We start from the raw sequence: 13,958 nt of genomic DNA, 5'->3' as shown, positions 1-13,958 counted from the left end.
ATAAATGCAGCTAGTCCTTGATAGGAAAGAAAATAACAGCGATCGTAAACGCCAGCACTGAAATAACAAGCCCGAACATAAACACATTATACGCAATACGCAATAACCGGTACTTGCGCCCTAACACCACTCCCAAGTGATAAATATCCTGTATCATACTCCCATAAAGATAATTGGCGTCCTGCATCATCTCCTTCATACCCCAGTCATAATCTTTCAACGCCATCTCATGAAAGTTACCAAAGAACAACAGGTTCGTACGCTTCTCACGTATATCGTCCTGCGTAAAACGACCATTGGTGACATTCGGACGCGTCGCCAGCACCGCAAAGATGATCGTCGTCACACTCGTACATAGAAATATAATAGCCGGAATCACCAGGTTGGGATTGTCCTCCAGCTTTCTCAACAACACCGACAGGATAATCGAAATGATGATCGAATTCACCGAGATCATAATGTTGGCCTTACTGTCTGCCATCGAACTAAGCCGTATATGATTGGAAGACGTAGTGCGGAACATCGTCTCAATACCTCGCTCCGGTTTTTTCTCTTTATCTTTTTTCTTGTCTTTTTTACCTTTTTTCCCCTCCTTACCCAATGTCATCAGCTGTGTCGCCGCCGGCACAGCCGCTAATGCCTCAGCGCTTACTACCGTCGGCAGGTTCGCAGAAGAAACCTCTGCAGTAGCAGCCTTTTGCTTCTCCAGCTTGTTACGTAACCGGTCCATATTTTCCTCCTTCTGCTGCTTCAATAACGCCTGCGCATAAGTAGTGTGGTAACGGTGCTGCTCCATAAACAACAACGTCGTCTCCGTCCACGTCGCAGAAGATATCTCCTTGCCAGCTACCATCTCCGCTTCCTTCCGTAACAACTTATTACGGTCCTTAAAGGCAGGCGATCCCAGGTGAAACAAATCCGCATCACAGGTGATCTGCTCGATCAGGTTAGTCGGCACCTGTGGCATACGGGTCGCCAGTATACAGCCAGATACTTTCTCTTGCAATGCCTCAGCAACACCTTGTTGTCGTAAAAAGCTCACAGCAGCTTCCGCACCCCGCTCCTCATGCTGCTGCCCCGGCCCCGATAAATAACCAATGTCGTGAAACCACGCCGCCACATATACCGCCTCCAGATCATCCCCCTCAAGATGATAATGCGCCGCTATCTGCGACGTCGCCTGTACCACCTGCCGGGTATGTATTAGATTGTGGTATATGAGCCTAGGATGTGGATGCTGCTGATACTGCGCCTCTACGAATTGTTGCGCCGCATCAATAATTTTACCTGTTTGCATAACCGATCATTGAAAAAACAAAGATGTGTAGGAGCAAGATACAGCATTTTTAAGTTAATTTTACTGTAGACAATAACTGTTAAGCGTATGCGTTATCTGGCTCTTCTGCTGATTATCATCCTCTCCTGTAATGCTAGTTCCGAACAGGAAAAAAAACAACCCTCCACCCCAAAAGGTTATCAGCTGCAAGACCCCCAACGTTTCCGCGTACGTGAGTCCATGCAGGAAATATCAGGACTGGTACTCGATCCCGACGAAAACAATATATACGCAATCAACGACGAAGAAGGCCGCATCTATAAAATTGACCTCTCCGCAGATGAACCATACCCATACTGGAAATTCGGCCGCTCCGGCGATTATGAAGATATCGTTAAAACATATAAGGGTTGGATGGTGTTAAAGAGTAACGGCACCCTCTATCACGTACATAATATGTTCACAGATAGCACCTCATCCTCCGAATACAAACTATCCATCCCGGGCAAACAAGAGTTCGAATCTGCCTACATAGACTCCTCCGGCCAGGGCGTCATCCTCCTCTGCAAAAACTGTGAAGACGATAAAAAGAAAGGAGTCACCAGCGCATACCGCTTCGATCTCAACAGCATGCAATACGACCCTGCTCCCGTATTCCAGCTCTCACTCGACGACATCTCCCGCCTCGCAGGCAGAGAAATCAAACACTTCAGACCCTCCGCCGCAACCATTCATCCTATCGATAAAAGACTGTATATCATCTCCAACGTTAATCACATGTTGGTAATAGCCACCCAACAGGGAAAAGTATTGGAAACATATCCCTTTAAGAACAAACTGTTCCTGCAACCCGAAGGGATATATTTCGCCAAAAATGGAGATATGTATATCTCCAATGAAGCAGGAGAAGGCACCGCCAATATCCTGAAATTCGTCTACAAGCCATAACTGTGAATATATGTTCATCATCCGCAAGGCAATACTGCTGGCCTTCCTGTCATGGGGCTGGCAGACAGTAACTGCACAATCAAATACAGATAGCGTAGTACAACGTATCATCCTCATCGGCGACGCCGGAGAACTACACCATGATGGTAAAAATCCGGTAATAGATGCCGTACGCAACCGCTACAACCTACAGGAAGACAAAAATACCGTCCTCTTTCTAGGCGATAACGTATATCCCCTCGGACTGCCAGATGCCTCCGCCAGGTCATTCCCACATGCTAAAGAAATACTCGACTACCAAGCCAATCTCGTACGAGATACCAAAGCACAAGCCTACTTCATACCGGGCAATCATGACTGGCTCAAATCAAAACCTGGTGGATGGCAAACCATCCGCCAGCAACAACGATACCTGGATTCCCTCAACCTGCCTAACGTCCGCATGCTCCCGCAAGATGGATGCCCAGGCCCCGAAGAAATAGCCGTCGGCAAAAATATCACCGTCGTGATAATGGATACCGAATGGTGGCTATTCCCTTACGAAAAACCAGGGCTTACTTCCTCCTGCGACTGCAAAACAAAAGAAGATGTCCTGGCCGCACTCTCCGATATCGTCATCCGCAATCAGGATAAAATACTCATCTTCGCCGCTCACCACCCGCTTAGAAGCTATGGCATTCATGGTGGATACTATACCTTCAAACAACATATATTCCCCCTCACCGATCTTAAACCTTCACTATATATCCCGCTGCCGGTAATAGGTTCTATATACCCGCTCGCAAGAGGCGTATTCGGTACTCCCGAAGACCTCCCACATCCCCTCTATCAACAAATGATCAAAGGAATAGAAGAAGCCTTCAAACCTCATGGTCCCATGGTATATGTCTCCGGTCATGATCACTCCCTGCAGTTCATCCGCGACGGACAAAATGCCTACGTCATCAGCGGCAGCGGCGCCAAAGACACCCGCGTAAAAAAAGGTCGTAAATCACAGTTCGCCTCCAAAGAAAATGGATACGCCGCCCTCGAACTCCTCCAAGATGGCACCCTCCGCGTACAATACTACCTGGCACAACAAGACACACCCGCTTTCACCTCCCGGTTACTCAGCTTGCAGGATATCCGCAAACAGGTCGCCGCCAGCATCACCCCGGCAAAAACACTACCGCCGGTAATACACATGCCGATAGATCCACAGTACGAAAAAGTAGGTCGCTTCCACCGGTTCCTCCTCGGAAACAACTACCGCAACGTATGGGCCACTCCCATGAACTTCCCCGTAATAGATCTGCAAAAAGAAAAAGGTGGCTTGAAGATCCTCAAAAGAGGAGGTGGTAAACAAACCCGCAGCCTGCGCCTCGAAGATAGCACCGGCCGTGAATGGGTACTCCGGTCCCTCAAAAAATATCCGGACGAAGCAGTACCGGAAGAACTGAGAGAGACCATCGCCAAAGATGTCGTGCAAGACCAGATATCCGCCGCCAACCCATACGCCCCTCTCCCCATACCCATACTGGCCGACGCAGTAGGCGTACCCCATGCAAATCCTACTATGGTATTCCTGCCCGCAGACACGTCACTCGGCATATACCGCCAAAGCTTCGGCAACGACGTATACCTGTTCGAAGAAAGAGAACCCGTCACCAGCAAAACATACAACACCGAAAAAGTCCTCGACCAGATCAATGGCGACAACGATAATACCGTTCACCAGAAAGCCGTACTGCGCGCCCGCCTCCTGGATATATTCATTGCCGACTGGGACCGTCACGAAGACCAATGGCGATGGTACGCCGACAAACACAAAAAACAAAAAGAGTTCTATCCGATCCCTCGCGACCGCGATCAGGCTTTCTTTGTCAACGAAGGATTCATCTCCCGCCAGGCATCAAGACCATGGCTGCTACCCAAGTTCCAGGGCTTCCGCGAAAAAATACCTTACATACAGGGATACAACTTCAACGCACGGCACTTCGACAGATCCTTCCTCAACGAACTCGACGAAAAACAATGGCAGACAGATGTCCGCCAGTTCCTAACAGCAATATCCGATAGCGTACTCCAAACCGCCGTTAACCGCTTCCCCGATACCATCCGGCACCTCGTCGGCGAGCGTACCCTCCGCGTTCTCAAAGCAAGAAGAGACATCCTCGAAAGAGAAGCCATGAAATACTATCGATTCCTCTCACGCGAAGTAGACGTAACCGGCACAGAGAAAAATGAGCTGTTCAACATAGAAAGACTGCCCGAAGGAAAACTCGCAGTCAACGTATATAAGATCAGCAAAAAAGGAGAAACAGAACAACGCATCTACTCCCGTACCTTCGACCCCGCCGTAACAAAAGAAATACGCTTCTACGGCCTCGGCGGAGAAGATAGATTCCAGCTCTCCGGCACACACCCTTCTCCTCTGCGCATCCGCCTTATCGGTGGTAAAGACGCAGATACCTATACAGAAACCGGTAACGCCCACGGTGGCAAAAGAGTCCATATCTACGACCTGAAAAATGGAAAAGATAGCTTCCTCCTCAATGGCGCTAGAGAAAGACTCTCCTCCAACCCCGGCGTCATACAATACAACCGCAGGGCATTCAAATACAATAAAACTATGCCTCTCATCACCGCTGGCTTCAACCGCGATGATGGCATCCTGCTCGGCCTGGGAGTACAACACATCGGCCAGGGATTCCGCAAAGAACCCTTCGCCGTCAAACATACCTTTACCGCCAGCCACGCCCTCGCCACTCGCGCATTCCAGTTCCGCTATCAGGGCGAATTCACCGACGTATTCGGTAAAACAGATGTGCTCCTCTTCGCGAGCGCACGTGCTCCTCACAATACCATCAACTTCTTCGGACAGGGCAACGAAACCGTATTCGATAAAAGCAATGGAAAAAATATCAGCTACTACCGCGCCAGGTACAACCTCTTCAACGTAGAAGCACTCCTCAAATCAAAACTAGCAACACATATATCCCTCGCATACGGACCAACGTTTAATTACTACGCACTGGATAAAGATGAAAATCAGGGCCGCTTCGTCACCAATTTCAAAACAAATGGTCTCGACTCCCTCACCGTCTTCCGCGATAAATACTACGCCGGCCTCCGCCTCGCCCTCCAGGTAGATACCCGCAACAGCCAGGTATTACCTTCCCGCGGCGTCTTCTGGACCACATCCCTACTAGGCAACCAGGGCCTGAATGAAGAAAAGAGAAACTACATGCAGCTCCAGACCGACCTGAGCTTCTTCACCAGCTTCCGCATACCAGCCAGCGTAGTCATCATCAGCCGCTTCGGCGGCGGCGTACAGTGGGGTAACCCCGAATACTTCCAGGGCATGATGCTCGGCGGTATTCAACACCTCCGCGGATACCGCAACTACCGCTTCAATGGCACCAGCATGGTATACAACAACATGGAAGCCCGTATCAAACTCCTCAAGTTCAAGTCATACCTCTTCCCGGCTACCGTCGGCCTCATCGCCTTCAACGACGTCGGCCGCGTATGGCAAAAAGGAGAAACCTCCCACGAATGGCATGATGGATACGGCGGCGGCCTCTATTTCGTGCCGCTCGATATGTTCATGATCACCGCCGTAGTAGGCCACTCCAAAGAAGAAACACTGCCATACATCACATTGGGCTGGCGATTCTAGCTATTTAATCACCCATCATACAGGCTGTCTGCCAATAGGTAGACAGCCTTTTTTATATAACACCTAACAGGTTGATTATCTGCTTGTAGGGGTTTTTTTATTAATTGTATGTATCTGATTGTTATTTGTTTAAGTGCTCAGGTCCACCTCTCCTGTATCATTCGTTTAATCATCCTGTATCACTCGTATAAGCATTGTATAGCTGGCTCCCTGTAAATCAATCACATATAAAAGGGGGTTATCCCTTATGGAATAACCCCCTCTATGGTAGCGTATCTGGATGATGGTTATCAGCTCTTCACCTTCACACGTAGCGCCTTAAGACCACTCACACCTTGCAAATCTTCCAGCTCCAGCGTCTCAACACCCTCCTGCAGTACACCCTTGTTCTGTAAGAACGTAATGTACTTCAGGTACTCCTCCATCTCACGTACATAAGCATATACAATAGAGATCGTCCCCGGCTGCGTCAGCCGCTGTCCCGTCTCTTTCACATGTACCTTATCAATACGTTTTTTGATGATCTCATAACGGATATTATAAGCACCCTCCACATCAAAACGACGTTCATCATTACGGAAACTGATATCAATAGGATTACTATGCGCAAGGATCAACTGCGTAGTCTGCAATGGCACCTTCAACTCCGGCTGCAGACGATGGGTCAGTTTAGCTATCTCCGCCATGGAAGATACCTGCCACAACCGAAGATTACGCAGATACAACATATCAAACTGCCGGTCACAGGAAATAGACTGCCCGATGTAAATATTATATTCCACCCCATCCGTACGGTACTTCTCAAAATAACAGGGGAACGAAAGCTGTATCTGGTCCTTCTCCTTATCGAAGAATTGACCCAATACCGTATTGATCCTGGCCAGACTCTCTTCATACTCCTGCCGGTGATGCAATACATGCCCCTCCGTTTGATCCACCGCCGTAAAGTACTGCTCCAGCACCGTCGATAGATCTGGATGACTTTGTTGCAAATGCCGGAACAAAGGAGAGATCTCATGCTCCAGGTAATCATTCACCCGTATCTCATCTTCAGCTTGCAACTTAACACGCGTACTTGCTATCAACTCCTTATTCTTGTACAACAATTCCTCCAGTAATGGCAGATGTATCTTGCTATGTACCTCCGTAAGTATACGGCCTATCAGCTCCAGCTGCTCCTGCAGATCCTCATGGATCGCATTGCTACGCTCAGTAGAAGAATTCCGGATATCTACCGCCCCATACAAAGGATATACATCGTTAAAGGTGATATTGTCAATATCCTTTCTCTCTTCCTCCGGTGCACTTAAATACTGCCACGCCGCTTCCATGAACTTCCATTCCACCGCCGGTTGCAACGCCGTGAACTGCTGCTTGATCACATTCGTTACCCGGTTCTTCAGCAACTCCATACTCTTCTTCAACAACATGATCACTAACGAATATACCGGGTACATAGTCCCCAGGCTTTCCAGGCTGAAACTATTCTCCTTCGGAGACGCCAGCTCCAACACACCGAGCAGCTTGTCCTCATGATACAACGGACAAAGCACAAAGCTCTTCACACGCTTCCTTGGCAGGAACTTCAGAAAAGGATACTGCGCCAGTATATCATCCGTTACCTCCGGAATTACCAGCGGCTCCGGATGCTTTTGCGCATGCTCCAGCAACTGCGCGAATAACTGCTGCTGCTGTTTGTTATTACCAGAAATACCCAGTATAGGACTATTCTCACAAAAACGGGACTCCAGCACCGGATGATTGTTCACCTCCGGAAATGGCGTAATATGCGCACTCGCATCCTTACTCTCCGCAATGATCTGTAATATCTCACCCATCCGCTCATAAGTAGCAACTTCATTCTCCTCACGCATATTCAATACCAGGTTCTTTACCCGGTTCGTAGTCTCCTCTTTCGTTACATCCTGTACCGTCCATATCACAAAACCCTCCAGCGTAAACAGGTCAAGTGGCAACAACTCCTGCAACGTCTGCACCGTATTGGTACAGTTACAGAAAGTATTGTAATCCAACGTCGGCAGCTTACCCTTCACCTTCACATCTACAAACTGAGGATCAATATGCACCTTCACAAACTTCTTCAACCCGCTCATCGGAGAAACAAAAGTGTGAATGATCTCGTTCTTATAAGTAACAGGGAAATTATATACCCGCTCCAGGATCAGCTTGTACAGCCACTCCATCTTATCATTCTTCACCTTGTCTATAGAAACACCCACCGGCACAGTCGCCAGCTGATCGCCCCCACCAGTGAATATCTGCCGGAACATATCCGAATAATGCAACAACGCAAACCGGAATGGTACGCCTACCCCGTAAATATCATGTTTGGTATCAATAGTCACCGGAAATACCGATGCTACTACAATGTCCAGGTACTCCTGGAAACGCGAAAGATCAGTGTCGTAAGGCATAGGCGCCAACGTAGCAGGCTCCGCCTCAAACTTGCGGATGATCTCCTTATATTGAGTGGTCCGGGCATCATTACCCTCCGCTACCTTCGTTTTCAAAAAACGAACAAAAGGCGCAAAAGATATCTGGCTATCAATGATTTTTTGATCTTCAAAGGTGCCCGGATGTGCAGTAAGTACTTTCATAAAATCCAAATTCTGGTATGCCTCGCTTATAGGCGATTGGCCGGTTGGACAAGGCAGAAAACGATAAAATTCAATCCATCAAATACCTTTATAAGTGTACCATTTGCAGGATTAAGTGTGACAGTCTATAATATGTGGACGATTAGGTCCCGCTTTTATTTCATTTGGTCGCTTCTTTTAACAGTTCCAGGAAGAAACCAATTACGTTATTATACAACAATAGTACGCCCCATCATGGCGTAGTAAGTCTTCAGCGTCAAAACAGTGTAGGAGAAGTATTGCAGGAGGTATGCAAAGATACTATGAAGTCGATTGCCGGACAAATTTCTGTTGCAACAAAAAGTAAGAGAGAAATATCTGTTTGAATGATAATAAGTTATTGCGCCGCCCGACAATAAAACCAGGTCGTTTTACCCTCCGCATCATCAAATGTCAGGATATCCCGGTGCCGGTAACTATGCATATAAGAACAAAGCCCGAAATCCCCGGCACAACAAAAAGTATGAAAGAATAAAGTACCCAACGACACCAGCTGCCATACCGGAGCCAGCCATATCAACGACAACAGGCAGCCCGCCGAAATCACCACACAGGGCGCTAACCCTATCCAGCGATACTGCCGGTAATTGGCAACAAACAAATGAGCCACCGCATAAAACATTAGGTACCTCGGCACCATCCCATACCGCACCTGCCTCGCCCCATAATACCGGAACATCAACCCGTGTATCAGCTCATGCAAAGGGATCAGTAAAAAAGTAATAGCTAAACCACCAAAAAAACCAAGAGAAGCAGTACCGAACGAAAGAAACCCCTGGTAAGAATAATAGGTCGATAATCCCAGGAAAAATAAAAAGAAAAGTAATAACAAACCTCTATAAACCGAAACATATACATTACGCTCCGCAAATCCCTGCCTGACGGCGCCGATCAGCTCCTCAAAGCCGAACTGCGCCGTCTGTACATATCCCTGCCCCAGCAGAGTAGAATGAATGGAACTACCGGCGGTCATACGTACGGGAAATATAAATTACATGGGTATCTCTATCTGGTTACGAAGCAAATCCTCCAGCACATCCCGCTTGCGGATCAAATGTGCCGCCCCGTCCTTTACCAACACCTCCGCTGGCTTCAAACGGGAATTGAAATTCGATGACATCTCAAATCCATAGGCGCCCGCATTGTAAAATACCAGGTAGTCGCCTTCCCGCACCTCATTGATCTTACGATCCCATCCAAAAGTATCCGTCTCACAAATATTACCAACCACCGTATAGATACGCTCCGTACCTTTCGCATTCGAAATATTACGGATCAAATGGAACGCCTCGTAAAACATCGGACGGATCAAATGATTAAATCCCGAATTAACACCCACAAACACCGTAGCTGTCGTCTGCTTGATCACATTCGCCTTCACCACAAAATAACCACTCTGGCTCACCAGGAACTTACCGGGCTCAAACCATACCTGCAACGGACGATTGTACGTCTTGCTGAAATTGTTGAACGCCTCAGACAACTTCTTACCCAACAACTCCATATCCGTCTCCGGATCACCTTGCTGATAAGGTACCTTGAAACCACTACCCAGATCAATAAACTCCAACTCAGGAAAATGCTGCGCCATCTCAAACATAATCTCCACCCCACGCAGGAACACATCCACATCCTTGATCTCAGATCCCGTATGCATATGCAAACCCGTCACCTTCAACTTCGTACTCTTCACAATACGCTCTATATGACGCAACTGGTGTATGGAAATACCAAACTTACTGTCCACATGACCGGTAGATATCTTGAAATTACCCCCAGCCATAATATGCGGATTCATACGGATACAGATCGGATAACTACCCCCAAACTGATTACCAAACTGCTCCAGGATAGAAATATTGTCTATATTGATGTTCACTCCCAGATCCTTCGCCGCAATGATCTCCTGCAAATCCACACAGTTAGGCGTGAATATGATGTTCCTCGGCTCAAAACCAGCCTTCAGACCCAATTGTACCTCCTGTATAGAGACCGTATCCAGCCCGCAACCCAGCGAATTAATATACTTCAGGATGTTAATGTTGGTAAGCGCTTTACAGGCATAGAAAAAACGGGCGTCAGTTTGCTGAAAAGCATGCTGTAACTTCTCATACTGCTGTTTGATCTTCTCAGCGTGGTATATATATACCGGTGTGCCAAACTCGTCCGCGATCTTTACAAGATAATCAGCGGATAGCACATCACTTTGTTTAGACATCTATGTAATAATGATTTATAATATGAAAGATAGATGAGCCCACGAAAATACAAAAAATGTGATAAGTCGCTATATCGCCGGAGCCCCATAGCACCTATTCTTCCTCTCCACCTTCCATAAACCCGTCCAGCTCACGTCGCTCCTTCTTCGTAGGACGCCCGATCTTACTGGGCCGCTTACCTGTATAAAAACTGGAAGTCGCCTGCTGCACCGCCAATTTATCCTCCTCCGGCGTATGATCTATATAATACTTGATCGCCTCACTGTAAGCCACCCGGTTCGAAAGCAACCCCGTCACCTCGATCTGCCACTTACGCGACTCCGACCGGATATCATACCGGTCCCCTATCCCCACCGTACGCGCCGCCTTCACCGACGCACCATTCAGCTTTACCTTGCCAGCATCACATGCCGCCGACGCCTGAGAGCGGGTCTTAAATACACGTATAGACCAGAGATACTTGTCAAGTCGTAATTTTTCTGCTTGCTGCATATACAATCTCCCTTTTAAATAAACACCGCAATTATACGTAAGCCCAAATTTGGCAACATCTACTGCCCGAATCCGGTACTTCCGCTCTTGCCCATGTTCCAATTATGATACAATTTTACGGAATAATTTAAAACACTTAGAGCAGATCGATCCCTTACAGTGTTCATTCTCCATTGCTGTCACAACCCACCATTATTTAACCACAAACCCCAAAAGCAACATGCGTACACACTTTATGTGGATACTGGCAGGCTGTGCCGCCATATCCCTGTTCTCCTGTCAAAAGGACCAGACATCGCCAACAGGACAATCCAATCTGTCCGCCAACAGTAATAATGTAAACGCCCGCGCCGCCAGCAGCGATGCCATGGACGCCATCCTCAAAGATCTGCCCCAGGAAGCATACCTGCTCTCTTTCGATCCATTGCCACAAAACCCCTACGTCACAAGAAATAGCTACGGCTCCTTGTCCGACGAAACATTGTACCCGGCAGACAAATTCGCCGCTCCGGATCTACTCAAATTGGGCTATAAATTCGTACCCATCAAAAAGATCTGGATCAAGACCTGCCCCACAATGATACCAGTATATGATATCGCCAACAGGGCCGCCACCCTGCTCCAAAAAGCAGATAGCAAAACCTTTGCCGACATCACCACACTCACCGTCAACGACAAACAGAACATCTTGGCAACCAAATCTTTCCTCCAGGCCGCTAGCCGCCTGCAAGCAGATGCGATCGACCTCAAAGTCACCGCCAACGCACCGCTGGATAAATTCCGGATCGCATTGCCGGATGATAGCAAACTGCCCTTCTTCACCCGTGGCTTCTACGGCTTCGGTGATATAGAGCAGACAGCACCTGCCGCCCGCCTCGCAGACGCTCGCCTCATGTACACCTGGAAAGACCTCATCCGCCGCAAATTCCCCAATATGATAGGCTGCTTCGATATCAAATACCTCAAAGATATCCGCGCTAACCTCATCTCATTGGATAAACGCTACACCGTACTGGGCATAGAAACAGTACCCGGTGGCGCCATCCTCGGCGCTCAACAACAACTCGTGTTCTAACCATCGTCGATTGATAAACAACCTGACAACATGCGCATTGCACTGCGGAAGGAATATGCGCATGTTGTCCCTTCTTCCCCAATTATACATACCATGAAACGGATGCAGTATTTCCTCATCACCCTGGCGACCGTCCATCTCGCCGTAGTGGCCCTCCACGCCGCACATATACGCGAATGGAACGTCAGACCTGCCTGGCTCCCCAAAATACTGGCCGCCTACGGCGACTATACCGGCGCCGGAAATATCTTCAGCTTCTTCGCCCCCCAAATAGGAGAGGAGACCACCGTACTTTACACCGTAGTCGACCCCCTCGGCAACCAGGAAGTATGCCAGCTCCAAACCGCCAACGCCGAATGCGACCGCCGCGTACAAACCATCTACAACTTCTTCAATATCACCGAAGCCCGCGACCTCCTCGCCCAAAGCTGCGCCTCCTACATGCTCCGCCAACACCCGCAGGGCCAATGGATAAGAGTCACCGTCGTAAGCCATGAAATACCAACCATGTCCGCCTTCAATAACGGCGCCCGCCCCAAATGGGTCCCCATCTTTATCAAAGACATGAAAAAACGTACCTGCAACGATACCCCGCTTACCTTAAACCTCGAACCATGATGTCACCAGGTCTATACCTCCGGCAACACCTGCTGCAACCAACATCCCCGGCCCCACTCGCTGTATTGCGCATCGGTACCGCCGCCATCGCACTAATACAGGTCATCTGCCTCTGGCTGGATATACCCTTGCTATACGGACAAATGGGCCTCGTTCAGTGGGGCCTTAGTAACGGCATCGTCTATTCGCACTTCCCACGCCTGTCATGGCTGCTCCCACTGGCCAATACCCTGGGCTGCCATCCCGACACCTGCGTATACGCCCTCGTAATAATATATACCGGCAGCCTCCTCGGCCTGCTATTAGGCAAGTTCACCCGCTATATGGCCCTCATCGCCTGGTGGCTCCATTTTATGCTCATAAGCACCGGCTTCCTCGGCGCCTATGGCGTAGAAACATTCCTGCACATCGCATTGGTATACTGCGTCGCAATGCCCGTAGCCCACACCGCATCCCGCGATGCCCGCTATCGCCCTCCCGCCATCCCGCATAGTAACTATACCCTCGCCCTCCGCATACTACAAGCCCACCTATGCGTCATCTACCTCGCTTCCGGTATAGAAAAGGCAATGGGCACACAGTGGTGGAACGGCGAAGCGATCTGGCAAACACTCATGCAAACCCAGTTCAGCGCCTGGAACATGAGCTGGCTCTCCCAATACCCCTGGATCGCTCGCATCATCTGCTGGAGCACCCTCCTCGTAGAAATAGGATACCCCGTCTGGATGTGCATACCCCGCCTCCGCCGATACGGATATGCCGCCACCGTAAGCCTCCACCTCGCAATAGCCGTCTTCATGGGACTGCAACTCTTCGCCGCCATGATGATACTCCTCAACACCGCCGCCTGGGGATGGCCATACCTCGCCCCCGCAATCGACCACTGGCAACGCAAACGCCACTCCCTGCGATTGCAACACATCGGCGCCATCGCCACCAGCGCCTGCTGCCATACCGAAGAAGCATAAAAAAAGGGAACCGGTACAACCGGCCCCCTCGTATAAAAATAAAA

Annotated in this window: 10 protein-coding genes; 5 read left to right on the top strand and 5 right to left on the bottom strand. The window is 49.0% G+C overall.

The genetic code is table 11. The features are described 5' to 3' along the window. Window positions 1-10 precede the first annotated feature (10 nt). The gene (locus tag KTO58_RS20640) at window positions 11-1,297 is read right to left on the bottom strand and encodes a Pycsar system effector family protein (protein ID WP_095837577.1); all 1,287 of its coding nucleotides are present in this window, start codon (window positions 1,295-1,297) and stop codon (window positions 11-13) included. 87 nt (window positions 1,298-1,384) lie between these two features. On the opposite strand from KTO58_RS20640, the gene KTO58_RS20635 reads away from it, so the two are divergent. Then, window positions 1,385-2,224: a hypothetical protein gene (locus KTO58_RS20635; RefSeq protein ID WP_095837578.1), complete on the top strand. Its 840-nt coding sequence runs from the start codon at window positions 1,385-1,387 to the stop codon at window positions 2,222-2,224. Between the two features lie 10 nt (window positions 2,225-2,234). Beyond that, window positions 2,235-5,885 carry a BamA/TamA family outer membrane protein gene (locus KTO58_RS20630; RefSeq protein WP_095837579.1) on the top strand — a complete coding sequence of 1,217 codons (3,651 nt, stop codon included), beginning with the start codon at window positions 2,235-2,237 and terminating at the stop codon, window positions 5,883-5,885. A gap of 290 nt (window positions 5,886-6,175) precedes the next feature. Here the strand turns inward: KTO58_RS20630 and KTO58_RS20625 are convergent, their stop codons facing one another. The 4 genes from KTO58_RS20625 to KTO58_RS20610 form a co-directional block, all read right to left on the bottom strand. After that, entirely contained in the window at window positions 6,176-8,503 is a 2,328-nt protein-coding gene (locus KTO58_RS20625) for a GAF domain-containing protein (RefSeq protein WP_095837580.1), read from the bottom strand. Window positions 8,504-8,879: 376 nt separating this feature from the next. After that, on the bottom strand, window positions 8,880-9,515 hold the full coding sequence (locus tag KTO58_RS20620) for a DUF3267 domain-containing protein (RefSeq protein ID WP_095837581.1): 636 nt from the start codon (window positions 9,513-9,515) through the stop codon (window positions 8,880-8,882). Between the two features lie 18 nt (window positions 9,516-9,533). Beyond that, window positions 9,534-10,760, bottom strand: a complete 1,227-nt coding sequence (gene lysA / locus KTO58_RS20615) for a diaminopimelate decarboxylase (RefSeq protein ID WP_198315173.1) — start codon at window positions 10,758-10,760, stop codon at window positions 9,534-9,536. Between the two features lie 94 nt (window positions 10,761-10,854). Next, window positions 10,855-11,253: an RNA-binding S4 domain-containing protein gene (locus tag KTO58_RS20610; protein ID WP_095841468.1), complete on the bottom strand. Its 399-nt coding sequence runs from the start codon at window positions 11,251-11,253 to the stop codon at window positions 10,855-10,857. Between the two features lie 220 nt (window positions 11,254-11,473). Here KTO58_RS20610 and KTO58_RS20605 point away from each other — a divergent pair, with 220 nt between their 5' ends. The 3 genes from KTO58_RS20605 to KTO58_RS20595 are packed head-to-tail and all read left to right on the top strand — an operon-like array spanning window position 11,474 to window position 13,914. Continuing rightward, window positions 11,474-12,328 (top strand): hypothetical protein, encoded by an 855-nt coding sequence (locus tag KTO58_RS20605; protein ID WP_095837582.1) that lies wholly within the window; start codon window positions 11,474-11,476, stop codon window positions 12,326-12,328. Between the two features lie 30 nt (window positions 12,329-12,358). Continuing rightward, window positions 12,359-12,946, top strand: coding sequence for a hypothetical protein (locus KTO58_RS20600; RefSeq protein ID WP_157752819.1), 588 nt, complete (start codon window positions 12,359-12,361; stop codon window positions 12,944-12,946). Beyond that, on the top strand, window positions 12,943-13,914 hold the full coding sequence (locus KTO58_RS20595; RefSeq protein ID WP_157752820.1) for an HTTM domain-containing protein: 972 nt from the start codon (window positions 12,943-12,945) through the stop codon (window positions 13,912-13,914). The genes KTO58_RS20600 and KTO58_RS20595 overlap by 4 nt, the downstream gene beginning before the upstream one ends. The last annotated feature ends 44 nt before the right edge of the window (window positions 13,915-13,958 follow it).

This window comes from Chitinophaga pendula, assembly GCF_020386615.1.
Lineage (GTDB): Bacteria > Bacteroidota > Bacteroidia > Chitinophagales > Chitinophagaceae > Chitinophaga > Chitinophaga pendula.
Note: the sequence above shows the minus strand (reverse complement) of the source record. Positions and strands in the feature narration are given on the sequence as shown.